At 42.5% G+C, this 26,402-nt stretch carries 21 protein-coding genes; 13 read left to right on the top strand and 8 right to left on the bottom strand.

Annotated elements, in window-relative coordinates; genetic code table 11:
• Positions 1-2: 2 nt before the first annotated feature.
• From ACKWCA_RS22410 to ACKWCA_RS22425, 4 genes are read right to left on the bottom strand one after another with little or no spacing between them, the layout of a single operon-like run.
• A complete protein-coding gene (locus ACKWCA_RS22410; RefSeq protein ID WP_413980482.1) occupies positions 3-2,198 on the bottom strand; it encodes a PepSY domain-containing protein in 2,196 nt (731 codons plus the stop codon).
• 9 nt (positions 2,199-2,207) lie between these two features.
• Positions 2,208-2,693, bottom strand: a complete 486-nt coding sequence (locus ACKWCA_RS22415) for a DUF2271 domain-containing protein (protein WP_413980483.1) — start codon at positions 2,691-2,693, stop codon at positions 2,208-2,210.
• Between the two features lie 28 nt (positions 2,694-2,721).
• Positions 2,722-4,245 (bottom strand): ankyrin repeat domain-containing protein, encoded by a 1,524-nt coding sequence (locus ACKWCA_RS22420; RefSeq protein ID WP_413980484.1) that lies wholly within the window; start codon positions 4,243-4,245, stop codon positions 2,722-2,724.
• On the bottom strand, positions 4,223-5,158 hold the full coding sequence (locus tag ACKWCA_RS22425) for a DUF6607 family protein (RefSeq protein ID WP_413980485.1): 936 nt from the start codon (positions 5,156-5,158) through the stop codon (positions 4,223-4,225). Before ACKWCA_RS22425 ends, ACKWCA_RS22420 begins: the two co-directional genes overlap by 23 nt.
• A gap of 105 nt (positions 5,159-5,263) precedes the next feature.
• On the opposite strand from ACKWCA_RS22425, the gene ACKWCA_RS22430 reads away from it, so the two are divergent.
• The 3 genes from ACKWCA_RS22430 (at position 5,264) to ACKWCA_RS22440 (ending at position 8,828) form a co-directional block, all read left to right on the top strand.
• Positions 5,264-7,363 (top strand): TonB-dependent receptor plug domain-containing protein, encoded by a 2,100-nt coding sequence (locus tag ACKWCA_RS22430; RefSeq protein WP_413980486.1) that lies wholly within the window; start codon positions 5,264-5,266, stop codon positions 7,361-7,363.
• A gap of 20 nt (positions 7,364-7,383) precedes the next feature.
• Positions 7,384-8,256, top strand: coding sequence for an IPT/TIG domain-containing protein (locus ACKWCA_RS22435; protein ID WP_413980487.1), 873 nt, complete (start codon positions 7,384-7,386; stop codon positions 8,254-8,256).
• A gap of 233 nt (positions 8,257-8,489) precedes the next feature.
• Complete coding sequence (locus tag ACKWCA_RS22440; protein WP_413980488.1) at positions 8,490-8,828, top strand: hypothetical protein; 339 nt, start codon at positions 8,490-8,492, stop codon at positions 8,826-8,828.
• Between the two features lie 10 nt (positions 8,829-8,838).
• On the opposite strand, the gene ACKWCA_RS22445 is transcribed toward ACKWCA_RS22440, so the two are convergent.
• Positions 8,839-9,324: a Fur family transcriptional regulator gene (locus ACKWCA_RS22445; protein ID WP_413980489.1), complete on the bottom strand. Its 486-nt coding sequence runs from the start codon at positions 9,322-9,324 to the stop codon at positions 8,839-8,841.
• A gap of 231 nt (positions 9,325-9,555) precedes the next feature.
• Between ACKWCA_RS22445 and ACKWCA_RS22450 the strand changes: the two genes are divergently transcribed.
• From ACKWCA_RS22450 to ACKWCA_RS22485, 8 genes are all read left to right on the top strand, one after another.
• Complete coding sequence (locus ACKWCA_RS22450) at positions 9,556-10,062, top strand: ferritin (RefSeq protein ID WP_413980490.1); 507 nt, start codon at positions 9,556-9,558, stop codon at positions 10,060-10,062.
• A gap of 391 nt (positions 10,063-10,453) precedes the next feature.
• On the top strand, positions 10,454-11,755 hold the full coding sequence (locus tag ACKWCA_RS22455; RefSeq protein ID WP_413980491.1) for a DUF4856 domain-containing protein: 1,302 nt from the start codon (positions 10,454-10,456) through the stop codon (positions 11,753-11,755).
• Between the two features lie 94 nt (positions 11,756-11,849).
• Entirely contained in the window at positions 11,850-12,998 is a 1,149-nt protein-coding gene (locus ACKWCA_RS22460) for an imelysin family protein (RefSeq protein ID WP_413980492.1), read from the top strand.
• 3 nt (positions 12,999-13,001) lie between these two features.
• Positions 13,002-14,369: an HTTM domain-containing protein gene (locus ACKWCA_RS22465; RefSeq protein WP_413980493.1), complete on the top strand. Its 1,368-nt coding sequence runs from the start codon at positions 13,002-13,004 to the stop codon at positions 14,367-14,369.
• On the top strand, positions 14,350-16,821 hold the full coding sequence (locus ACKWCA_RS22470) for a TonB-dependent receptor domain-containing protein (RefSeq protein WP_413980494.1): 2,472 nt from the start codon (positions 14,350-14,352) through the stop codon (positions 16,819-16,821). The genes ACKWCA_RS22465 and ACKWCA_RS22470 overlap by 20 nt, the downstream gene beginning before the upstream one ends.
• 11 nt (positions 16,822-16,832) lie before the next feature.
• The gene (locus ACKWCA_RS22475) at positions 16,833-17,291 is read left to right on the top strand and encodes a heme-binding domain-containing protein (protein WP_413980495.1); all 459 of its coding nucleotides are present in this window, start codon (positions 16,833-16,835) and stop codon (positions 17,289-17,291) included.
• A gap of 118 nt (positions 17,292-17,409) precedes the next feature.
• Positions 17,410-18,882: an IMP dehydrogenase gene (guaB, locus tag ACKWCA_RS22480; protein ID WP_413980496.1), complete on the top strand. Its 1,473-nt coding sequence runs from the start codon at positions 17,410-17,412 to the stop codon at positions 18,880-18,882.
• A gap of 7 nt (positions 18,883-18,889) precedes the next feature.
• Positions 18,890-19,537, top strand: coding sequence for a class I SAM-dependent methyltransferase (locus ACKWCA_RS22485; RefSeq protein WP_413980497.1), 648 nt, complete (start codon positions 18,890-18,892; stop codon positions 19,535-19,537).
• A 5-nt stretch (positions 19,538-19,542) separates the two neighbouring features.
• On the opposite strand, the gene ACKWCA_RS22490 is transcribed toward ACKWCA_RS22485, so the two are convergent.
• From ACKWCA_RS22490 to lysA, 3 genes are all read right to left on the bottom strand, one after another.
• A complete protein-coding gene (locus ACKWCA_RS22490; protein WP_413980498.1) occupies positions 19,543-22,122 on the bottom strand; it encodes a M1 family aminopeptidase in 2,580 nt (859 codons plus the stop codon).
• A 117-nt stretch (positions 22,123-22,239) separates the two neighbouring features.
• Positions 22,240-22,773: a thioredoxin family protein gene (locus ACKWCA_RS22495; RefSeq protein ID WP_413980499.1), complete on the bottom strand. Its 534-nt coding sequence runs from the start codon at positions 22,771-22,773 to the stop codon at positions 22,240-22,242.
• A 62-nt stretch (positions 22,774-22,835) separates the two neighbouring features.
• Entirely contained in the window at positions 22,836-24,077 is a 1,242-nt protein-coding gene (gene lysA, locus ACKWCA_RS22500) for a diaminopimelate decarboxylase (RefSeq protein ID WP_413980500.1), read from the bottom strand.
• 157 nt (positions 24,078-24,234) lie between these two features.
• Here lysA and ACKWCA_RS22505 point away from each other — a divergent pair, with 157 nt between their 5' ends.
• Together ACKWCA_RS22505 and sucC are read left to right on the top strand one after the other, a co-directional pair.
• The gene (locus ACKWCA_RS22505) at positions 24,235-24,873 is read left to right on the top strand and encodes an LON peptidase substrate-binding domain-containing protein (protein WP_413980501.1); all 639 of its coding nucleotides are present in this window, start codon (positions 24,235-24,237) and stop codon (positions 24,871-24,873) included.
• A gap of 139 nt (positions 24,874-25,012) precedes the next feature.
• Positions 25,013-26,206, top strand: coding sequence for an ADP-forming succinate--CoA ligase subunit beta (gene sucC / locus ACKWCA_RS22510; protein WP_413980502.1), 1,194 nt, complete (start codon positions 25,013-25,015; stop codon positions 26,204-26,206).
• The last annotated feature ends 196 nt before the right edge of the window (positions 26,207-26,402 follow it).

A 26,402-nucleotide genomic window follows, 5' to 3' on the forward strand; every position in this document is an offset into this window, starting at 1 on the left:
TCTTAGTAACAGTCCATTTTTAGTTGTTCCCTATGTTCGTAGATGCTTAGGGGTGTATTCAGTTTTTCTGCCGTTATCGATTCCAATTCCCTTAAAACTGCTTTTTGCATATTCAACGAACCGCATATGTAGATGCTGCCACCGTCGCGTAAGAGGTTTGAGATCAGTTCGGGATTTCTTTTGACGAGGTCTTGAACGTAGTTGCATTTGTCTTCCCTTGAATAGGCGATTTGAATATCGGTTAATTTTTTTCTTTTAGTGACTCTCGACAATATCCCTTCATATAGTGCTAAGGATTTTCTTTTTTGCAGCCCCAAAAACAAATATGTTTCCACTTTTCGACGGTTCTCATGCAGCATGCCTAAGAATGGAGCTATACCTGTTCCGTTTGCAATGAGCAACACCGGTTGGTTGTTTTTTGGAAAATGGAAACCGATATTCTCTTCAATCAGTACTTTCATGGTTTCCCCGAGTTCAAGTTCACTTAGTAGGGGCGAACAAACACCATGCGCATGTTTTTTGACACTTAGAAGGATGTCATTTTCCATTTTGGCAATTGAATACTGTCTCTTAATACCATCGTCAGGTACAATTCCGGCCAAATCCCCTGATTGAAAACTGGCTTTTCTATGGGGTCGCAGGCGTATCAAAAAAGTACTGTCATCGTTTAGAGCTGTACGTTCTACAACCGTGAATGGCTTGGCCACGGGGACTTTTTGCCGTTTTCTAGAAATTTGAATCGCAATAGGGGTTTTGGTTTCCGCGGTCCATTGATGTACCCAGTCTTGAAAAACACGGTCGTTTTGGTTATTGATTTTATGAATTGGCAGTACCCTTTCAAACCCGTCGGTTTTTTCCAATAACCCATCAACGGCGAGGGCAAAAGCGCAATAATCGGGGTAAAGTAATGAACCAAACCCGACCACGGCGAACTTTATCGTATGTCGTGTTTTAAGTTGCGTAAGTAGGGTCGCAAAGTTTCTTGCATTGGTTGGGGCATCGCCCTCCCCGTAAGTAGAGGTCAATATAATGAAGTGTTCCGCTTTTTCATAGGTGGAAAATCGATTCAGCTCGGTCATGAAAACTGATTTCCCGGCATGGGTCAACACTGAGGAGAGTTGTTTGGCATAGCGAAAGGTGTTACCTGTTTCAGAACCCACTAAGACGATATGACTTGCCTCGTCTTTATCGGCCATAACGAAGTTGGATTTTACACTCCTTCTGCGTTTTATCCACATGACCAAGCCAGAATACACGAAAAACAGAATAGAAATACTGGCTGATAAGAGCACCAGTGCCCATAGTGCCGAACCCTGACCGGTATGCAGGAAGAGGCTCCATCTGCTGGCCAAGGCGGTAAACGGGTAGTTGACCTCACTTAGAATTTGACCTGTATATTGATCTACATACACTTCTTTATCTTTAAGAGTAACCTCAAAATAATCTTCGGGCATTTCGGAAAACGGAAAATTGACCGACCTGACCTCGGATAGCTTGAGCTCTGTGAAGATTTGTAGTTCATTCGGCATCACATCGGGATTGATTGCCGAATTTGGCTCAAGCATTTGATGCGTTCGTTCGGTATTTGGAATATGCGAAAACTTCTCGGCCGAAAGATAGACGCCTGTTGCCGCTACAAGAATAATCGGTGCCAAGAACAAGCGTCCTAAAATGACATGGTACCGCAGTTCAAAATAGTCTTTTTGAACCCTCGAAAAGAGCTTTTGCACCCCACCTTGTCTTTTGATGATCAATACCAAACCGGTAACGGCAATAAGGCAAAGTAAAAAAGACACCACCCCTACAAAAAAACGACCGATGCTTTTAAGGAATAGCGACCGGTGTAAATTGGTGGTAAATTGAAAAAGGGACGACTGAGGGGTAGGTTCGCCTAATTTTTCGCCGGTTTTCGGGTGCACGAAAATGGTTTCACTGTCTCCGTTTGAGGTCACTACCGAAGCGATAAGAAAGTCGTTATGATCCACCTCTAGAGATAAAACTTCGTCATAATGGTTCTCCAGGGCTTCAATGGTTTCGGATAAGGTAATGCCTGAAATAGCAATGGGCTTATAGGGCTTTGAGGCACTAATGATAGGTTCAAAAGCCAGAATGGCACCAGTGACGGATGCAAGCACTAAAAAAAGAGCGGAAGTAAGTGCCAATACCAAATGACTATACCTCCAAATAGAGACGGTCATGACGTATGTTTATTGCGGAATCATGCGCACATAGCGAATAAAACCTTTGCCTTCTTTTTTTGACTTTAGATTTTCGGAGGTGAGCTCGAATTCAACATCATCCTTGTAGTACTCTTGATCTTCTACGGCAGATTCAAAACGTATCGTATACCCAGCATCGATTTTGTCAGCCGGAATTTTCAATACCGTCATTTTGCGTTGACCACCTGTTACTGTTTCGCCGACAATAGCATCGATATCGGGTCTTTTGATGCCGTATAGATGCTTCCACCACTCTTCGATATCCCGGTACCATTCATTGTCATCGCCCTGTACATATAGGGTTTCAATATAATCACCTTTCGTATCAAGTAACGATACGACGACATAGGCGCCTTCTCCGGTATAGTTGGTCAGTTGGATCATACATTTATAGTTGACCGTTTCGGGAGGGGTGACAAATCCAAAAACAAAGAGCATGCTTAGGACAAGCGCATTTTTTAAAAAAATCTTCATGATATACATTACCTATTTAGTCGATTTACTATTTTAAAAAATCTAAGCTGGACAGTTGACCTTTGAGTTTTTCGTTTTCACTGACCAGATCATATACCGATTCCTCAAAATCCGTTTGTATTGTAGAATCTGCGCCTTGGTCAACAAGATGCTTCAAAATGTCGGTAGAAGTGGAACTCATCGCCGCAAGATGTAAGGCCGTATTACCGTCGTTATTTTTATGATTGATATCGATATCAAATGCCTTCAATCTTTTTAAAAGTGAAAGGTTGTTTTCCTTGGCCGCCAGATGTAAAATTGTATTTCCATTTTCTTGTACTTCTTTTACATCCAATCCCTTAGCCTGTAGTAAGCTCAATTTTGTTTCGAATACCTTCGGCTTTTTCTGATCGAAGGTGTTCAGCACAGCATGGGCCAGGGTGTTCCCTTTTTTGTCTTTGGTTTTGGTATCGGCTCCTTGTTCCAGAAGGAACTTAACGACTTCAGGATTATTGCGATTTACGGCCATCATAAGCGCTGAGCGACCATTTTCATCCTTAGCATTGAAATCTGTGACATAGTCGGCTAAAAAGGTGACGACTTCCAAAGAATTATGGTTTGCTGCGTTCATAAAAGGGGATACACCATCAACGTCTTTCTGTGAGACATCGACACCTTTCTCAATGAAGTACTTAAAAATAGAAAGGTCCTCACTCTTTTTGGCAATAGCGTGTAAAGGGTTTCTTCCTTCGGAATCGGTGTCGTTGGCTTTGAGCCCTAATCCCTCTAGATAGATATAGGTTTCCAAGGGATTCTGGAAATTCCTGGTGCCTTGGCTCGCCATAAGAATAGCATTACCTCCATTTTTATTCTTAGTGTTAAAGTCGATCCCCTTCGAAACTAAATCCTTCAATAAAGAAATTTTACCCCCTTTTACGGCATAATGAAACAGTCCGTTACCGTAGTTGTCCTGGCTACTCAAAGAAATTCCCTTGTCGACAAAGTACTGAATCAATTCATACTTTTTAGCGAAGGGTGCGACCAAGAGAAGAGCATTGGCACCATTATGGTTTTTAGACTGAATATCGGCCTTGTTGGCCAATAGAAAGTCGTATAATTCTGGGTTCGTTTGACCGGTCACTGCAGCAAAATTCATTACCGAGTATCCATGACTATCTTCAATATTCGCTTTGGCCCCCTTCTCGACCAAATACTGCATCATTTCAAGATTGTTGCGGTAGGCCGCCCAAAATATATACGTTCTGCCGTCATGGGTCAATTTGTCCACTTCATTTCCTTCCTTGGACAAAAGATACTTTATGGTTGCGTTGTCCGTTTTTTCCATAAGCGCGTAACATACGGGGTCAAACATAGCGCTGGTGAGTGCTGTTATATCGTTTCCGTCTGTAATGTCTTTCTCGATATCCGCAATTGAGGGATTGGCTTGCCAGTAGGTTCGATCCAAAAAAATATTGTCCTGTCCAAAACCCAAGGAAACAAAAAGTAGCGCGATTAGAGCACTATAACTGTTGCTGATTTTCATGGTATCCTTATTTACTTTTTGATTTTTCATTTTCGGAATCTTCAACAAAGGCGTCAATGACGGTGGCAATCTCTTTTTCTTTTTGGATCTCATCAGAGAACAAGTGTTTGTACAACACCTTGTTGTCCACCTTCTCTTTGAGCACCAAGTCTGTATTTCGCGCAAACACCGAACCCCATTTGGCACGAACGGTTGCCCATTTAGCTTGTTCTTTTTGCCACCAGTCTGCCGCGGCCTGGCATCTTGAATTAGGAACTTTTATATAGGTATTATATCCTTTCTCTTTGGCTAGCACGACATCTTTTTCACCTTCTTTTCGAATGATTTTCGAATTGTCTTGATCATGAATCCATCCATTTTCCGTGATTTCGTGTCGATTGCCGCGCAGCGTAATGTTATAATCCCCACGGGTCGTATATTCACGTCGAGGTAGGGGGGCAGGGGTAGTATTTTCCCAATAGCTTTTGCCGTCAACATGCACCCAAGTAGCAGATCCTTCATATCTCGGACTATCATCTACCTGATAGACCTTTTGGGTCCATTGTCCAGCAACCTCCGCTGGGCTCTTCTTTTCAAAGCCCCAATGATTATCTCCATTATATAGATAGAGGTCGGTGTTTTCGAAAAGCCAATCTTGCCGCCAGTGTTTTACGATCATGGGGTCGGCTGGGTTTCCGACTTGAAGAATATGCTGTATGACCACTTGATCGTCTTTGTCGGTTACCAATTGTGCCCATTCAAGCCCCTTGTCTACCTTATTCTTGGAAGGTCTATAGAGAGAATCTGTACTATAGTTGAAAGTTTCTGCAAAATTAAAGGTCACCTCATAACAGCCACACATCTTTTTTATGGCCTCTCGATCCTGTTCATTATTGTTTTTTTGGGCGAAGGCCATCGTGCCTAAAAAGCAAAGGTATGCTGCTGCTATTATCAGTTTTTTCATTTCAAAAAGATTAAATATGGTTTCTAAAATTAATTCTTCAAAAATATAAAATTTATTTAGACTGATTAAAAATAAGATCTATATTTGTCAACAAAATTATTAGGAATGATTCTAAATAAGGTTGTAAGCCTTGTTTTCACGGTAGTTTTAATGGGCTCGTTATATGGGCAGGAAACAGCTGTCTCACAAGATTCTATCAGTATTCAAGATTTAGACGAGGTGGTTGTTACCGCAACACGGACCTATCGACAGCTTTCTTCCGTACCGTTGCCTGTAACCTTGATTTCTCAAAAACAGATTCAGCGCACTGGGGTTACACGCTTGAATGAGATATTAAACGAGCAAACCGGAATCGTAATGACTCCTGACGCCACAATTGGTGGAGGTGAGGGTGTACAGATTCAGGGTGTCGCTTCAGATTACATCATGATATTGATTGATGGGGTGCCCGTTGTGGGAAGAAGTTCGGGGAACTTGGATTTAAGTCGTTTTGCGATCGGAAATATCAAGCAAATCGAGATAGTAAAAGGGCCTTCATCGAGTTTGTTTGGGTCCGAAGCGCTTGGGGGTGTCATCAATATCATTACGGAAAAACCAACTTCTGATAGCGTTTCAGGACAGGCCGGGCATAGGGCCGCAACGTTCAACAATCAAAATACAAATGTGAGTTTGGGGCAAAGCCGTGGTGACTTCGGATATTTTATTTTTGCAGATCGCTTAAGTACAAATGGTTTTGATCTGGCCTCTGGAGATGAAAGCCAAACCGTTAACCCGTTCTATAACTACACCTTAAATGGGCGGGTATATTTTGATATTGGTGAAAAGATCAAGGTCTTTACGTCGGGACGCTACTTTTTCCAAGAATTCGATATTGATCCAAGTACCAGTAAAGAACAAGACGCCAATGTGCAGTTAAGGGTCGATCATCGACTTTCCAAGAATTCGAATCTTCAATACGAGTTGTACTACACGCGATATTTTACCGATGAAAAAACCGTCGATCCCCTTGACAATATGCTTTTGATAGCGAACGATTTCAATCAGCAATTGTTTCGTCCTGAAGTACGCTTCAATCACAGTTTTAAAGCGAACAATACCTTAACCGTAGGTGCGGGATACAATTTCGAGACCCTCGACCGTTCCCTATTTGCCGATGTCGTACGTTTCGATTCCCAGTATATGTTCGCGCAATACGACTTTAAACCAATAGATAAGTTGAACATCATTGCCGGAGCCCGGTTCGATACGCACAGCGAATACAATTCACAATTGAGTCCGAAATTCTCTGCGAGATATGATTTCAATGACAAGTTCGCTTTCAAGGCTTCAGTAGGTAGCGGTTTTAAGGCCCCGGATTTCAGACAACTCTATTTGGACTTTACAAACGCGGCCGGAGGTGGATATTCCGTCTTTGGAAAAGAGGTCGAAGCGGAGGGCATACAACGACTAGTGACCAATAATGAAATCGCAAACCTGGTCGTTGACGATAATGATTTGGGTCAACGACTAAATGCAGAGCGTTCTATCGGTTATAATGCGGGCTTTACTTATATCCATGGAAAGGTCACTGCGGATATTAACTTCTTTCGAAATGATTTTGACAACCTGATCGACACTCGAATATTGGCCTCGAAAAGCAATGGCCAAAATGTGTTCGGGTATATCAACCGTGAAAGCGTTTATACCCGAGGGCTAGAATTTAATGTCAAGTACCGTATCATGGAAAACCTAAACTTTTCAGGAGGATATCAATTGCTCTATGCTTTTGACAATAACAAGGAAGATGCCTTGAACAATGGCGAAGTTTTTGGCCGTGATCCAGAGACCTTACAAACTATTCGTTTAACAAAAGACGATTATTTCGGTTTGGAAAACCGCTCACGCCATACGTTGAACGCCAAGGTTTTTTATGAAGTACCAAAGTGGGGTGCCAATGCCAATTTAAGAGTGGTGTATAGAAGTAGATTCGGTTTGACAGACCGGAACGGAAACGATTTGTTGGATGATTTCGACGATTCTTTTGTCCCTGGATATGCATTGGTCAACCTCACTTTAGGAAAGACGTTCTACGAAAAGTATCAATTGCAATTGGGAGCGAACAACCTTTTGGATTTCAAGGGACAAAACCCGTTAGCGGTCCAAGACAACGAAATTCTGGTGAATCCTGGAATACAATTATTTACACGTTTAACTTTTCAATTTTAAATTTCAAAACAAGCATGACTATGAAAACAACACTAAAATTATGTACAATGCTATTAGTGCTCTCCGGATTTGTATCCTGTAGCGATGACGACGATCCGGTGGCGGAGTTTACAGTGACCGCTATCACCCCGGAGTCGGGAACTGTTGGAACGGAAATTACGATTACCGGAACCGATTTTCCTTCGGATGCCGGTAGTATCAATTTGACTTTTGGCGGTGTTTCTGCCACAATCAATTCGGTGAGTAGCACCCAAATCGTCACTTCAATCCCGGCTGGCGCTACCTCAGGGGAGGTAAGTATTGTAGCCAACGGTACCACAAAGGCAGCGACGACGAGCTTTACCGTATGGTCGGATTTGGTGACGGGTACTATGGAGAATTTATTTGCCCCGCAAATAGGAGGTCAAGGCCAAGGCGATATAGGAGGTGAGTTTACGAAGTTCAGCTTTGCCTCCGGAGAAGTTACTACAAGTGATACGGAATGGGATATTGCGTTCAGGGGTACGACTATTGCTGTCAATGGTGGCGATGTAACAGGAACCAATGATGAACCAGAACGCAACGGAAATGGCGCTGCTGCCATCGTTGATGGTATTTTTAGTGAAGTGAACTCCGCTGATGGACTAAGTTTCGCTCAAGATGCCGCTGCTGTTTTCGCAATTCCTACGGGAAGTGATAATGGTTGGTATAACTATAACTTCATGACCAACGTGATTTCACCAATACCGGGAAAAGTATTGGTATTCAGAACATTTGATGGTAGATACGCCAAAGTGGAAGTCTTAAGCTATTATGAAAACGCCCCGACCAATCCGGACGGTTTTGCCGATGCAGCCCGCTATTACACGTTTAATTATGTGTATAACCCGAATGAAGAACAGACCGATTTTTGACGAAGGAATAAATCGTTTTTTCTTTACTCAACGAATGATGTTAAAGGAGGGTAGAACCTGATATCCTAAAAACGACAATCCGCTTTTTTGGCAAGTAGTGACCAACTGGAAAAACTATAGTTATCATAGCGCTCAAGATACAATTTTTTAGAATCTCTTCGTTCGTGTATCAATACAAGAGCAACAAAACCGTAAAGCAGACGAAATAGTACCACTATAAATTCCGAAACAAAATGGAGCTGATATATAAAAATGATTATGGGGCCGTGTTTCATGTGAACAATAGTCCTAATCCCGCCTGTGAGATGCAGCTCGTGATTGACACGGTAGGTCTATTTATGTCGCGAGCTGATTTGGACCATTTGTTAGCAATAGTCATTAAATCACACGAGCCTTGCTATTGCGAGGAATGTGGGGGTCAATGCAATAAGATTTGGTGTGCCAACCCCTTGATCGATATCTGCCTTAAAGTAGATGAAGCCATTTTGCGCCAAATGGAAGATTTAATACGCGGAACGCAATTCATGTTAAATATGGATAGTACGCTGCAGCAGTATCGCTTGAAAACGTAGCGGAAAGTGCCTACATTTCGCTTACGATGTTCACGATATCGGTGTGTTCTTGAGTAGAGGCGCTGTTGCGGGTACCGTAAAAATATAGGGAGTGTTCGTCAATTTTGACATCGAAAATTTCTTCAATGGTTTCCTTGATTTTTTCGATTCTGGGGTCACAGAATTCCAAAACTTCGCCGGTGTCCGTTAAGATGATATGATCGTGATTGCTTTTGAAGAAAGATTTTTCATATTGGGCCACTTTGTTGCCAAACTGATGCTTGCGTACTAAATGACAATCGAGCAAAAGCTCCATGGTATTGTATAAGGTCGCACGGCTTACCCTATAATTCTTGTTTTTCATTTGAACATATAACGAATCGATATCTAAATGGTCATCATTATTGTAAATCTCCTCCAGAATAGCATAACGTTCAGGGGTCTTTCGATGTCCGTTTTCTTCCAAAAAGGCGGTAAATACTCCCTTTATGATACTAAAACTACTTTCGCAGGCCATAAAAATTCTTTTTATAAAGTTACGGATTTGATTTTGTTTTTACGGTTGTTTAAGCATACAAGAATGACTTTGCCGATTCTAGGGATTTTTTAACTCAGACAGTAATCATCTCGAAAATGCTTAACCCAACCTCAGGCCCTTTCTACTTCTGTATGGGCACTTCTGTTGTTACGTAGTAAAAGGGGTATTCGATTCGTCTAATTCTCATTAACTTTGCTAAAAATAGTATCGATGAACAAAAAAATAGAAACATTACTAAATGACCAGATAAAATACGAGGCAAATGCTTCGATGCACTATTTGGCGATGGCCTCATGGGCAGACGCCCAAGGGTACAATGGCATTGCGGAATTCTTCTATTCACAGTCAGAAGAAGAACGGGTACACATGATCAAATTAGTGAAGTTCGTCAATGAACGTGGAGGAAAGGTCGAGGTTTCCGCTTTGGAAAAACCCAAGGCGTCCTATAATTCATTACGGGAGCTATTTGAGGCATTTCTAAAGAGCGAGATGTTCGTTACGGAGCGGATCAACCATGTGATTTACGAATGTCTAAATGTTCAAGACTATAATGTTCACAATTTCATGCAATGGTACGTGACAGAACAACTGGAAGAAGAAGCTGTAGCCCGCACCTTATTGGATAAACTGAATATTATCGGCGATGATAAGTCCGGACATTATATGTTCGATCGAGATATCAATACGATCGCAACTTCAGTGGATGTAGAAGAATAGGTTTCACGATTGTTGAAAAAAATTTATAAGATGCCGTCTGTCGGCATCTTTTTTTTGTAGTTTTGTTATTATTTAGATTTAATAAAAATAATGAAATCAGTAGTATTTGTGAGTCCCTGTATTATAGTTGCCTCTGATTGTGGGGGTTGCGTTGGTACTCCAAAAAAGAAGTGCTGTAAAAAATACAAGAAGAAAGGGAAGAGCAATTGCAGACGCTGCCCTAGACTTTAACGACTGCCATTTAATGCCCTCCAAGCTGCTCTGCTGTCTCCAACACGCTCAAAATGTTAAAAATGAAAATTTATTTAGAATAATTCTAAATAAATTTGGCAGCTAATCTGTGTTGATTTAGTTTTGTGTTTTATTTAAAACAAGTCTAAATAAATATAGAATGAAAAAAGTATTACTTATCCTTGCCTTTCCTGCCGTAATCTTCACTACGTCTTGTTCCTCCGATGATAATGATCCTCCTATTGTAGCTATTGATCCAACCTGCACGGATGGTGTGCAGAACGGTGATGAGACCGGGGTCGATTGTGGTGGTAGTTGCACTCCATGTACAGCGGCGATCGACAACCCAGCGAGCTATACTTTCGAAAGAGATGGTGAGTCCACGATTAGTTTTGACGGCCAGACCACACGATTGAAGATGGGTGATGAACTATTAAGCGCGTTCAAATTGGAAACCAATACCACTGAAAAAATACAGGCCATGTACGCCCATTTAGAAGGTGTTATGGATTTTGAGGATGCCGATTTAAACGCCTCCGATAAGAATATACGGAGTAAAACGGCGGCATCAGCCGACTATTTCAGTGCTAATGCCACCGATCAAGCCTTGATCCGTGCAGATTTTGATGGATGGATTAGCGCTCAGGTGACTGAAGTCTTTCCTAACTGGGGGGTAGTTGCAACCGCTGGTTCAGCTGGTCAATTGGCAGATGGGTCTTCTACCAGGTATGTCAGCGCCAAAGGGTTGGAATATAACCAACTGTTCAATAAAGGACTTATTGGCGCATTGACCGTAGATCAAGCTTTGAACAACTACTTGAGCCCGGCAGTACTCGATGCTGGTGAAAATCGGGCCGACAATGATGAAAATGTCGTGGCAGAAGGCAAACCCTACACGAACATGGAACACAAATGGGATGAGGCCTATGGATATGTTTTCGGACTCAATGCCGATTCCGCAGATCCGAATGCGGATTTGGGGGCTGATAGTTTCCTCAACAAATACGTGGGTCGAGTAGAGGGGGATGCCGATTTCGCGGGTATCGCCGATGATATTTTTCAGGCCTTTAAGCTTGGCCGTGCGGCAATAGTGGCAAAAGCGTATGATGTGCGCGATGAACAAGCTGAACTCATTAAGGAGAAAATATCCGAGATAATCGGTATTCGAGCGGTATACTACTTGCAACAGGCAAAAGTGCCTTTGGCCGGAGAGACACCTGCATATGGCACGGCCTTTCATGACCTGTCGGAAGGATACGGTTTTATTTATAGCCTACAATTTACGCGAAAGCCAAATTCATCTGATGCTTACTTCACAAAAGCAGAGGTTGATGCCTTCTTAACAGATTTGATGGACGACGGTGCAAACGGACTTTGGGATGTGACCCCCGAAACTCTTGACGCCATTGCGACCGCCATTGCGGAGCGATTCGATTTTACATTGGCCCAGGCGGCAGAATAGTTTTTTTGAAATTTTAAAAAAAAGGCGGCTTGTTCTTAGGTTAGAACAGGCTGCTTTTTTACTTTTGTTTACTTAGAATAAATAAAAATAAGAAATGAAAAAGTTATTGGGAACACTCTTGTTTTTAGGTCTGCTTTGGGCTTGTTCTTCGGACAACGGAGAAGCACCCGTACCACCAACAACTGGGAACCCGGAGCCAACACCGCCCCAAGAAGTGAGTTTCGAACGCAATACCATGTTGGTCAATTGGGCCGATAACATCATTATCCCGGGTTATGAAGCCTTCGATGCCACTCTTCTTGACTTGATGACCTCCTTTGAAAATTTTAAGGCAGACGCGAGCAGTTCAAATTTAGAGGCGTTTCGCAGTTCTTGGCTAACGTCCTATAAAAGCTGGCAATGGATTTCGATGTTCGAGATCGGCCCTGCTGAAGTGCTGGATTTTCGCCTGAACATGAATATTTTTCCCACTGACGCGACCAAAATCGATGAATTGATCATATCGGGATCATATGACCTATCACTGCCTTCCAATAGGGCTGCAAAAGGCTTTCCCGCATTGGATTATCTCTTGAATGGTCTTGCTACGACCGATGAAACTATAGTATCAAAATTCAATGGCGAAAATAAAGAGGAACTACTTGCTTATATAGATGCGGTCTTAGCGGATATGAAAACACGTACCGCCTCCATTTTATCCGACTGGAAATCCGAGTATCGTAATACCTTCGTGTCAAATGATGGAGCTTCGGCAACAGCTTCGGTAGACCGTTTTGTAAATGATTATGTTTTCTACTACGAAAAATTTCTAAGAGCTGGCAAAATGGGTATTCCTCTGGGCGTTTTTTCAGGTAGCACCTTACCGCAAAATGTAGAGGCCTTCTATGAGCCCGAGATTTCTAACGTGCTTTTTCTTGAAGGACTGCAGGCGGTTCAAGATTTCTTCAATGGCAAACACTATGGCTCCGACACTTCAGGTGAAAGTTTGGCCTCTTATCTAGATGCATTGAACACCTTAAAGGATGGCGAAGATTTGACTAAAGTCATCAATGATCAATTGAACAAGGCCCGCGAAATGGTGGAGACCTTGGATGCCTTTCGCGTTGAAATCGAGAATAACGACCCACCAACGGACATGTTACTGGCTTATGATGAAGTACAGCGAGCAGTTCCTCTCTTTAAAGTTGATATGGTATCGGCCATGAGCATCAGCATCGATTTTGTTGACGCAGATGGGGATTAACTGATGAGGTCCTTTCAAGAAAAATATGTCTTTGCACCTAAGGAGGCAGCTCCACTAGCGGTCTTCCGTATTTTGTTCGGGCTGATGATGTTTTTGAGTATCGTCCGTTTTTGGTCCTATGGCTGGATCGACAAATTGTATATACAACCTAATTTTTTCTTTTCATACTACGGCTTCGAATGGATAAAGCCTCTGGGCGGTTACACCTACATGCTTTTTGTGATTTGTGGTTTTTCTTCAATAGCTATCGCCCTCGGGTACAAGTATCGAGCAGCGGCCATTACTTTTTTTCTGAGCTTCACCTATATTGAGCTGATGGACAAGACGACCTATCTCAATCATTATTACTTTATCAGTCTATTGGCATTTTTGATGATTTTCCTTCCGGCAAATGCCTATTTTTCTTTGGATGCCGCTAAAAACCCGAAGAAGGCCTTTCAGTACATTCCTGCTTGGTGTGCCAATAGCATCAAACTTTTACTGGGCATCGTCTACCTTTATGCGGGTTTGGCCAAATTGAATTCTGATTGGCTCCTAGAGGCCATGCCCCTAAAAATTTGGTTGCCTTCCAAATTTGATACCCCCCTTCTTGGAAATCTGTTGAGCCAAGAGTGGATGCAGTATGCATTTAGCTGGGCGGGAGCCGGATATGATTTGGCCATTCCTTTTTTACTGTTGTATCGTCGAACACGCGTATTCGCTTTTATCATGGTTGTTGTTTTTCACGTGTTGACACGGGTTTTGTTTCCTATAGGGATGTTCCCGTACATCATGATCGTATCGACCCTGATATTTTTTGATGCACGCATACACCAAAAATTACTACAGTACATCGCAAAAGTATTTCGTTTCACCAAAGAGCGTTTTGACAATGGTAGCGGTCTTATGTTCAAATCGAGTCCCATAACCAAAGCGACCTATGGAGTTCTGATGCTCTTTTTTATAGCGCAATTGTGTGTCCCCTTCCGTTATTTGCTTTACCCTGGTGAGCTGTTCTGGACGGAAGAGGGATATCGTTTTTCATGGCGCGTCATGCTCACTGAGAAATCGGGCTATGCCCAATTCAAAATTGTCGACGGAAAATCCGGGCGATGGTTTTATGTAGACAATACGGACTTTTTGACCCCTTTTCAGGAAAAGCAAATGGCATTTCAATCTGACTTTATTCTGGAATACGCCCATTTCCTGAAGCACAATTTTGAAAAGGATGGCCATCAAGAAGTAGAGGTCTATGTAGACAGTCAAGTGGCTTTGAACGGGAGGTTGAGTACAGCGTTTATCGATCCCGACGTCAATTTAGCCGAGCAGAAAGAATCATTCGAACATAAAACATGGATCATTCCATTCAAAGATGAGATTAAGGGACTATAGTTATATCATCATTTTTTTGATCGCTAGTTTTGGCTGGTCTCAAAATGTCATTACAGGAAAAGTTTCGGATAGGAACGGGTCACCGGTACCCGATGCCGAAGTCTACCTTAAAGAGTTGCAAAGACTGACTTATACCGATGATACCGGAGGTTTTGTATTTTCCGATATCGTCGGCGGGAAATATACAGTGATCGTTTTCGCCTTTGAGTATGAGGTCTTTGAACAAGAATTGACGTTTGATAAACCGTTGACTTTCGATATTGTTTTACAACCTCTCGAAACAAAGAATCTTCCCGAGGTGGTCTTGATCAAACGTCGAGAGCGTCTCTTTTCGTTACAACGGTTGAAGAAGGTAGAAGGAACCGCTATTTATGCCGGCAAGAAAAGTGAAGTGGTTCTAGTAGATGGTATTACTGGAAATCTGGCGGCAAACAACGCCAGACAGATATATAGTCAGGTAGTAGGTCTGAATATTTATGATAATGGGGATGCAGGCCTGCAATTGAATATCGGAGGGCGGGGCCTGGATCCAAATCGCACGGCCAATTTCAACACACGACAAAACGGATATGATATTAGCGCCGATGTCCTAGGGTATCCCGAAAGTTACTATACCCCACCAGCGGAGGCCTTGGAAGAGATACAGGTAGTGCGCGGAGCGGCTTCCTTACAATATGGCACCCAGTTCGGCGGTCTGGTCAATTTCAAGTTCAAAAAGCCCAATCCTACAAAAAAAATCGAATGGACATCTCGACAGACCTTAGGCTCATTTGATTTAAGAACGAGCTTCAATAGCCTAAGTGGTACCATCGGTAAACTGAGTTACTATACCTATTTCAATTACAAGGAAGGAAGCGGATTTCGGCCGAACTCCACCTTTGGGAGCCGAAACTATTTTGCACACTTGGGGTATGCACTCTCCGATAAAACCAAGTTGACTTTTGAAACCACATTCCTAAACTATCTTGCCCAACAACCTGGTGGCTTGACCGATGCCCAATTTTTGGAAGATCCGACTTTTAGCAATCGAGAACGAAACTGGTTCGATGTAGACTGGAAGTTGTACTCGGTGCGATTGGACCACAAATTCTCATCCAATACCGATTTCAGCCTCGATGTCTTTGGTTTGGACGCCTCGCGAAAAGCATTGGGATTTAGAACTAACCGTGTTTCACAAGCCGATGACCTCGATGGCCCTCGCGAACTACTAGTTGATAATTTTCAAAACTGGGGAGCCGAAGCAAGAGTGTTGACCCGTTACAAACTCAGAGGAAAAGAATCTGCGCTCTTGCTCGGGTCCAAATTTTACAAAACGTCCAACGATCAGCGGCAGGGTCCTGGGTCAAATGCATTCAATGCGGACTTTACATTCGCGGATACGGAGTTTCCAAATTACGAGAGGCAATCACAATTCGATTTTCCCAATCTGAACATCGCCTTCTTTGGAGAAAACATTTTCAGTCTTACCGATAAACTGACCTTAACCCCCGGTTTTCGTTTGGAGCATATTAAGACCGAGAGTTTGGGAAGTTATAAGAATATTGTACTTGATTTAGCCGGAAATCCTTTATTGAATGAAGACATAGAAGATAATCGGGTCTTTGATCGTACCTTTTTGTTGCTAGGCCTAGGGGCGACCTATAAACTTTCAACCAGCGTCGAACTCTATGGTAACTTTTCCCAAAATTACCGATCGGTAACCTTTAGTGATATCCGTGTCGTCAACCCATCTTTTCAAGTGGACCCGAATATCAGTGACGAAGATGGTTTTACAGCCGATTTGGGCTTTAGGGGGCGCTATCGCGATGTCTTGTCCTATGATATAAGTGGTTTCGGACTACTATATGATAATCGCCTTGGTGAAATCTTAAAGGCGAGAACCCGAATCGATGATAGTGGTCAAGAAATAGAGACCGGCGGGATCGTTCGTTTTCGAGGTAATATCGGAACGGCCTTCATGTACGGATTGGAAAGTTTTGCCAATTGGAGTTTAAAAGAAACCTTTATGCCCGAGTCAGAACATATAAAACTTAATTTCTTTACCAATCTGGCTTTGACAAAATCGGAGTATCTTTCATCGGAAGAAGTAAATGTAGAAGGAAATCAGGTAGAGTTCATACCCACGGTCAATCTTAAAACAGGTCTCAGCTTTGGATATCAAAACCTGTTGGGTAGTATACAGTACACCTACCTGTCGGAACAATTTACCGATGCGACCAATGCGCCTCAAGATGTCAATGATAACCAACGAGGAATTGAGGGAACCATTCCCGCCTATGATATTTTGGACTTTTCCCTGTCCTATACCTATAAAAAATGGAAGTTGGAAGCTGGAATCAATAACCTCTTAGACGCTAGTTTTTTTACGCGACGGGCGACGGGGTATCCAGGTCCGGGAATCATTCCCTCCGAACCGAGAACATTTTACACTACACTTCAATTTAAATTATAAAATCGATACCTATGAAAATCCTAAAAAGAGTTTTAATCGTTTTGCTTATTGCCTTGGTCCTGTTACAATTCTATCGCCCTGAAAAAAACGAGGCGGAGTATCGAGAGGTAGCTTCCTTCGAAACAGAGACACAACCCAGTTCTGAAGTCAAAGCGTTATTGGAGCGTAAATGTTACGACTGCCATAGCAATAAGACCGATTATCCATGGTATGCCGAAGTGGCGCCGATCTCTCTTTTGATCGCCGATCATGTAGAAGAGGGTAATGAACATTTCAATGTTTCCGAATGGGACAGCTACGATGCTAAAAAGCGAGATCACAAATTAGATGAACTGATAGAGGAAGTGGAGGAAGGTGAAATGCCGGAGAAGGGATATGCACTTATTCATGGCGGTATCACTGAAGAGGAAAAGGCAACATTGATTTCTTGGGCGAAAAATGCACGGAAGAACTATGCTTTGGACAAATAGAGTTAAGAAGGTTTGATCTTGATATTCTTCAGGCCAGAAAGGTAAGGTTACTGAAGGTCAGGGCGAAGCGCTTTCCCTTTTTTTCACTACATTTGCACGCAATTAATCATTAATTGCCATGCAAGCCCACCTTGATAAAATAGTTGGAGAAGGTCTTACTTATGACGACGTACTCCTCGTTCCTGCCTTTTCCGAAGTACTTCCGCGTGAAGTCAGTATCAAATCAAAATTTACTCGGAACATAACCATCAATGTTCCCATTGTTTCAGCAGCAATGGATACCGTTACGGAATCGCGAATGGCCATAGCCATAGCCCAAGAAGGCGGTATCGGCGTGTTGCATAAAAACATGACCATTGAGCAGCAGGCCATAAAGGTTCGTAAGGTGAAACGAGCTGAAAGCGGAATGATACTTGACCCGGTTACGATGCCTTTAAATTCAAAGGTAAGCGACGCGAAAGCGAATATGAAGGAGCACAGTATCGGTGGAATCCCAATCGTGGATGATGCGGGCAAACTTATTGGTATCGTGACCAATCGTGACCTGCGTTTTGAAAAGAATAACGAAAGACCCATTTCGGAAGTGATGACTTCCGAAAACTTGGTTACGGCAGGGGAAGGTACTTCACTTTCTGAAGCCGAAGACATTCTACAAGAACATAAAATCGAAAAATTACCGGTTGTCGATAAGGAAAACAAACTGGTCGGCCTGATTACTTTTCGTGATATCACCAAGCTCACCCAAAAACCGATTGCGAATAAGGATGTATACGGTAGGTTGCGCGTAGCGGCCGCACTTGGGGTCACTGGTGATGCCGTTGACAGGGCGGAAGCCTTGGTGAAGGCCGGCGTAGACGCGGTAGTAATCGACACGGCGCATGGCCATACCAAAGGTGTTGTGGCCGTATTGAAGGAAGTGAAAAAGAGGTTTCCCGATTTGGAGGTCATCGTAGGGAATATCGCTACGGGCGAAGCTGCCAAATACCTCGTAGAAGCCGGGGCAGATGCTGTAAAAGTAGGTATCGGGCCAGGTTCCATTTGCACTACCCGAGTAGTGGCCGGAGTCGGATTCCCTCAATTTTCTGCGGTACTTGAGGTCGCTGCCGCGATCAAAGGAAGCGGCGTACCCGTAATCGCCGATGGTGGTATTCGATATACAGGAGATATTCCCAAAGCAATTGCTGCCGGTGCCGATACGGTGATGTTAGGGTCTTTATTGGCCGGTACCAAAGAATCCCCAGGCGAAACGATCATTTATGAAGGACGAAAGTTCAAATCCTATCGGGGTATGGGCTCGGTAGAGGCCATGAAGCAAGGCTCCAAGGATCGGTATTTCCAAGATGTGGAAGATGATATTAAAAAGTTGGTCCCCGAAGGCATTGTAGGTCGGGTACCCTATAAAGGAGATTTGTTTGAGAGCATCCATCAATTCGTGGGTGGACTAAGAGCCGGTATGGGCTATTGTGGAGCCAAGGATATCAGTACGCTTCAAAACACAGGCCGTTTCGTTAAGATCACAGCTAGTGGTATCAATGAAAGTCATCCCCATGATGTAACCATTACGAAAGAATCACCGAACTATAGCAGATAATCGCTCTATGGACTATACGAACAAAGCTGACGACTATTTCAATCATGAGCGTCCTGAAATGTTGGCTTTTCTACCTGAAACCTGTAAAAGGGCTTTGGATGTAGGCTGTGGGGAGGGTACCTTCGCCCTTCAAATCAAAAATATGCTGGGTGCGGAAGTTTGGGGTATCGAATTAATGCCAGAACCAGGCGAAGAAGCGAAAAAACGTTTGGATAAAGTTTTTATCGGCCCATGCGAAAACTTTGTAAATGATTTACCGGATACCTATTTTGACGTTATCTATTGCAATGACGTATTGGAACACTTGGTTGACCCCTATACCTTTTTAGGACATCTGAAATCAAAGTTGACCGAAAACGGGGTAATCATTAGTTCGATTCCTAATATTCGGTATCACGACGCCTTTAAAAAGATCATCTTACAGAAAAAATTTGAATACGAAGGACATGGCATCTTCGATAAAACCCACATGCGTTTTTTTACCAAAAGCAGTATCGCGAATATGTATGGGAATTTGGGTTTTAAAATCATAAGCCACAAAGGAATCAACAGAACCCGATCACTGAAGCCTTATCTTTACAACATTCCTTTTTTCTTCACGGCGATGGATATGTTCTATTTGCAGTTTGCGACCGTGGCCAAAAAAGGAAAATAAGAAAACTAGTTATTTCCGAGGTTCACTTTTTTATGCAACAGTTGGACCCTTCTTAAATCATCTGAGGCTTGCCGCAGTTTTTTCAATAGTGCTGGGTTCATATCTGGATTTTCTTTGATAAACGATTCCAAAATTGAAAAAGCCTCTTTAGAAGTATACTTACCGATGGTATTATTCAGCCACCCTTTTGGAAAAAAGATATCTCCCGTTTTTTGAATCTCATCGAGCATGGCCAAACTTCTGGCAAGGTATTTTGCGCTCTCTTTTTGACGAGCTGGGTGATTTAAATAACCCAATGCGGTCAGCGTCCAATTTTCTTTGCCCCGGTTTTCCTCTTTTTGCAGCGACGCGAAGAACGTATCGCGGACATTTTGGTTGTTTGAAACCGCTGGCATCAGGAATTTAAAGCGTTCTAGTTTATCCGGATTGGTGATGTCAGCCTGGGCTTGCTCCAGAATTTCCTTGTGTTGTGGATGTCCATAAAGCACCAAATCAAGTCCTATCGCAGTATAATCATCTTGGTTCAACCTAAGATTGGGAATTTGCATGGTTTTATTCCAAATGGCAAAGAGGTCTTCCTTTCCAGATTCCGAATAAGCAATGGAACGAAACCGCCCGAAAAGGATTTTCTTACTATTCGCGGGAAGGTCCGATTTTAATTGTGTCAACAACTGCTTTTCCAATGGCTGTTGGTATTGTGCACGTTGTGATTTACTAAGATATTTCCAGTAAACCTTATTTAAATAATTGCTGGCTAAACTAACCAATAGTTCATTTTTTTCTGTGATCAGGCTTTCTTTATATAGCTGAAAGGCATCGGAGGCCGAAATAGTACCGGTAAGTACGTTCTCGTAGATATTGATATAACCATAGCCTCTTGTGACTGGGTTTTCAAGTAGCGGAATTTTTTGTAAAAACGAAGCCTCAACAGGAAAAACACCATAACCCATACCATCGGAATTATAGATGATCGCTTCAGGTTTTTGGAGACCCTTTGCCGCCACCAGTAGTTCCTTTTGCTTTTGAATGTCGGCTCGTAGCGACACTAACGTATCCGGATATTGTAAAGTAATATTGAAAGATTGCGGCCAAAAACCATCACTGCCATCCTCAGCCGTTTGGCTGAGTATAAAAGACGCGATGGTATTGTCGGAAGCGTACTTGATTTTCGATTGAAATAAAGGTCGACTTGATCGATTGACCCATATTTCGCTCCAAGCTTTTAAGTCAAGTGGCGTCTCTTCATCCAAGAGGAGTACCAAGTCATTCCAAGTGGCATTATCGTAAGCGTATTTTTTAAGATAGCGTTGAATCCCTTTTTGAAAAGCTTTTTTCCCCATCGCAGTTTCCAATTGACGCATCATAATGGGGGCCTTATTATAGATGATGCTGCCATACAAGGATCCTGCATCATTGAGGTTTTCCAAAGGTTGGCGAATTGGGTTGGTACCTAAGGTTCTATCTTCGGCAAAAGCTCTGGGGTAATGAGCGACCATGAAAGCCAAATCATGATCGATATCGGGAAAGGCCGGGTTGACGATTTTGTCTGCCATAAAATTTGCAAATACCTCTTTCATCCACACATCATCGAACCAGTCCATGGTAACCAAGTTGCCAAACCACATATGGGCAGTTTCATGGGCAATAAGTTTCGCCCGACGCAGTCTTTGATTATCGGTTGCGGTTTGGTCCATAAATAACGCTCCTTCTCGATATTGAATGGCGCCTACATGTTCCATGCCGCCATACTGAAATCCGGGGATGGTAGCATAATCTAGTTTTTGAAAGGGAAAATCATAGGATGTATAGTCTTCCAAAAACTGGACGGATTGTTGATGCGCATTGAAAATATCTGGAATACTCTGCTTGATTTTGGTACTATCATTCTCCCTGTAAAATAAATTCATATCGATACCTTTTGGGCTTTCAAAGGCTTTTTGAAATTCACCTGCGACAAAAGAAAAGAGATAGGTGCTTATTGCTTCGGTTTGCTTGAACTGATGCCTATTGCTGTTGCCTTCCCGAATGATTTTCTTAAGAGGTGCTCCGCAGAGTACTTGCCAGTTTTCGGGGGCTGTAATGGTCAAGGTATATTTACCTTTGATGTTTGGTTGGTCGAAACATGGTAAAAGGGTCCTGGCCCTATCGGGCACTAGAAGAGTGTAAAGGTAGGCTTCGTTTCTATTAAGGGAAAGTTCGCCAAGGTCAAACGCTATTTCTATTTCATTGCCTCCTTGGAAAAGTGCCTTGTTCGGTATTACCAGATGTTCGTTTGTATGAATGATCTCTTCCGGTTTTCCGTTGATCTTAAGTGATTTCAATTTTTTGGAGTCCTCTTTGAAATCCAAAATTAGCGGAACATCGAGATTGGAAAGATTCAAGGCTAAAAGAAGTGTTGCGGCGATTGGGCTTTCTTTTGTTTCGGGAATGGTGAACGAGAGGTCATAAGTTACTTCGGAAACATGCTCGTATCGATATTGTGCCAAAACCAAAGGCACACCTTTTTGTAAAAAAGCGGTATCAGTAATGTGATTTTCGCAAGAGGATAGTAGAGCTAGGACAAGTAAAAAGGTGAAATACTTCAAAATATCAAGATAATAACGGCAAGGATTGCTGCCTATGATTATTCTTGAAAGGTAACCAAAGTCAGAAGTTTAAAAAAGCTATCGAAATCGGAATGGAGAACTTAGGATGAATACGGATTATTTGCTACTTCCTGAATAGGTCTTCCAATCTTTCTCGAGATAGATATTATCTCCAAAATACTTGGCGATATTCAAAAAAGGTCCGGGTTTTTGATATCCCGGTACAGGAGAAAGCATATTCATTTCCTCATCAAGAAAGATGGTAGTTGGATAACTCAATTTCCCTTGCATCAGGGCAGCTGCGAACTCGTGGTATCCTTTTCTTCCCGACGGCACAAATTTGTAGGTCTTCCCCTTGAATTCAATTGGTTCTTTACCTTCTCCGTCCAACTTTACCATGTAAAAATTGTCTTCCATGTAGGCCGCCACTTCAGCATTCTGGAAGGTATCCTTGTCCATTTTTTTGCACCAACCGCACCAATCAGTGTACACATCCACAAAAATCTTCTTGGGGTTTTTATCCGTTTCCGCCAAGGTCGCGGCTTCACTCCATGAAAGCCAAGTGACTTCTTGGGCCCTATTATTTAGGGGTAAGAGTAGGAAGAGAAGAAGAGGCAAAACTTTTGACAGATTTGGTATACGTGACTTCATCGGGTTTGTTTTTCTTGAATTAGTCCAACAACTATACCAAAACTAACGAATTTTCGACATCTTTATTTCACGGATGCTTTTTCCTTTTTCGGATTGAACAGGTCTTTGACATCTACTTGGTTTTTTAGTAGGTCATCAAAATTCTCACGCTCTCGAATTAAGATGGCTTCGCCCTTATGCCATAAGACTTCCGGGGGTCTAAATCTAGAGTTATAATTGCTCGCCATGGTAAAGCAATAGGCCCCGGCATTGTGAAAGCTGAGAATGTCCCCTTCGGATATCTCATTGATCCTACGGTTACTCGCGAAGGTATCTGTTTCACAGATATAGCCGACTACGGAATAGAATCGTTCCCGTCCTTTGGGGTTCGAAATATTGGTGATTTTATGAGATGCTCCGTAAAGCATGGGCCGTATCAAATGATTGAACCCCGAATCGATACTTGCAAAAACCGTCGAGGTCGTTTGCTTGACCACGTTGACCTTTGCCAAAAAATGTCCCGCTTCGCTCACCAAAAATTTTCCAGGTTCGAAAGCCAAAGTCAACTCCTTCCCATATTCCTGACAGAATTCATTGAAACGTGAACTTAGTTTTTTACCCAACTCCTCGATATTAGTCTGAATATCTCCCTCTTTATAGGGTACTTTGAATCCGCTACCGAAATCTATGAAATCTAGGTTTTCAAAGTTTTTGGCCGTTTCGAAAAGTATTTCAGAAGCGTATAGGAAAACATCGATATCGAGGATGTCACTTCCGGTATGCATATGAATACCGTTGATGTTCATTTTAGTCAAGTCGACGATGCGAAGTAAGTGGGGAATCTGGTGTATGCTAATACCGAACTTTGAATCGATATGGCCCACGGAAATGTTCGAGTTGCCCCCCGCCATAACATGCGGATTGATTCGTATACAAACGGGAATGTCAGGGTGTTTACTACCAAATTGCTCTAATATGGATAGGTTGTCGATATTGATTCGCACGCCCAATTTAGAAGCTTCCTCGATTTCCTCTAAAGAAACCCCATTTGGCGTAAAGATAATCGCTTCCGGCTTGAAACCGGCCAGTAGTCCTAATTGTACCTCTTGAATGGAGACGGTATCCAACCCGCTGCCTAGACTGTTCATCAGCTTAAGGATCGCAATATTCGATAATGCCTTCGCGGCATAGTTCAATTTCAGTTTCTTCACGCCACTGAAGGCAGAGGTCAATCTGTTGAACTGGGAAGTGATTTTTTCTGAATCGTATACATAGACGGGGTCGCCGTAGGTTTTTGCAATTTTTAGCAAGTCATTTTGCTTCATAGCCCATTAAAATTTTATCAAATCTAATTCTCTTCTCGATCATCACAAAAAAATAATAACCAATAATGAAATATACAACAAAATGTTATAAATAAAACAAAAACAGAATTTGTTCCAAAGCGTGGTGAGTTGTATTTTTAACGAAAAACGTCATTGAATGAAGTTACCCATGTTTCCTTTGCAATCCATCTTTTTCCCAGGGGAGACCGTTCCCTTGCACATTTTTGAGGAACGGTATAAACAGCTGATCTGGGATTGTAGAAATGAGGCCACAACTTTTGGTATACCCGTATATATTCACGATAGCATTCATTACGGGGTAGAAGTGCAGTTAGTCGAAGTGGTCAATACCTATGAGGAGGGTGAAATGGATGTTACCTGTGTAGCGCGTCAAGTGTTCAGACTTGTGAATTTTCAAACCCAAATGGATGGAAAGCTCTACGCCGGAGGCGATGTTGAATTTCTCGACAATGAGATGGACGGAGACGAAAATACCAAGCGCTATGTACTCGGCAAGATTGAAGAATTGTATGAGCTTATGGGCGTTCCTTATACTCCCATTTCAGTCGATAAATATAGCAGTTTTGTACTTGCGCATAAAATGGGGCTCTCCTATGAACAGGAATATGAATTATTACAACTCCCCAAAGAAAGTCAACGTCTTGACTTTATCAAGAACCATTTACTGACGACCATTTCGGTTTTGCAGGAAATAGATCGTACTAAGCTCACCATCAAGTTGAATGGTGATTTCAAAAATTTCGATCCTTTGGATTTTGATGAGTTCAAAATTTGAGGCTTTTATCCAGTCTTTAGCATTGGTGTTCCCTGAGGGTAACTCTTGACTCGATTAGGGTAACTTTAGTTCTCAAGGAGGATGTAAACTGACAACTATTACTTATTTTTGCTTCCGAATACAAAAGACCTTTTAACATATGAATCTTCACGAATACCAAGGAAAAGAAATATTAGCAAGTTTCGGTGTGCGCATTCAGCGCGGTATCGTTGCACATAACCCGAAAGAAGCCGTGGATGCTGCCAAACAATTGACGGCAGAGACAGGAACAGGATGGCACGTGATCAAGGCACAGGTACATGCTGGGGGCCGAGGTAAAGGTGGAGGTGTTAAATTGGCAAAAAATCTTAAGGAAGTAGAAGAGATTTCAAGTCAGATCATCGGTATGAACTTGGTTACACCACAGACTTCGGCCGAGGGAAAAAAAGTACATCAGGTATTGATTGCAGAAGATGTGTATTATCCTGGAGACAGTGAAACAAGTGAGTTCTATATGTCCGTTCTACTTAACCGTGGTACCGGTAGAAATATGATTATGTATTCCACTGAGGGTGGTATGGATATCGAGGAGGTGGCCGAGAGTACACCGCACTTGATATTTACCGAAGAAATCGATCCTGCGACAGGTCTATTGCCTTTTCAAGCTCGAAAAGTAGCTTTTAACCTAGGGCTGTCCGGAACGGCCTTCAAAGAGATGACCAAATTTGTTTCCGCTTTGTACAAAGCGTATGTGGAAAGTGACTCGAGTATGTTCGAGATCAATCCGGTCTTAAAGACCTCCGACGACAAAATCATGGCCGTCGATGCGAAAGTTTCTATCGATGACAATGCTTTATACAGAAGAAAGCAATATGCGGAAATGCGTGATTTGCGCGAGGAAAACCCTATCGAGGTCGAAGCGGGCGCACTGGGCTTGAACTACGTGGATTTAGACGGTAATGTTGGTTGTATGGTCAATGGTGCCGGTTTGGCCATGGCAACAATGGATTTAATTAAAATGGCCGGTGGCGAACCTGCCAATTTCTTGGATGTTGGTGGTACCGCAGATGCGAAAAGGGTAGAAGAGGCTTTCAGGATAATACTAAAAGACCCTGAAGTAAAAGCAATTCTGGTCAATATTTTTGGCGGAATCGTGCGCTGTGACAGAGTGGCCAACGGTATCGTGGAAGCGTACAAGAACATGGGCGATAGTATAAAAGTGCCCATCATCGTTCGCCTACAGGGTACGAACGCCGAGATTGCGAAAGAGATTATCGACAACTCTGGCTTGGCGGTACACTCAGCAGTGCAGTTTCAAGAGGCAGCCGATAAGGTAAAAGAGGTATTGAGTTAATATTTACTATATACAATTTAATAGAAGGGGGTAATGTTTTGATAACATTGCCCTTTTTTCATTTTATTACTTTTCGCTACAATTTGTTCTGGTATAAGTGATAGTTGTGACTTTTTGAACGCATTATCTTAGCCATGATAGAACAATTTTGGAGGAAACCCAGTTCGTTTCCTATCTTTTTTTCATGGTATCCTTT

The organism is Maribacter corallii, from assembly GCF_047345415.1.
Classification (GTDB): Bacteria; Bacteroidota; Bacteroidia; order Flavobacteriales; family Flavobacteriaceae; genus Maribacter_C.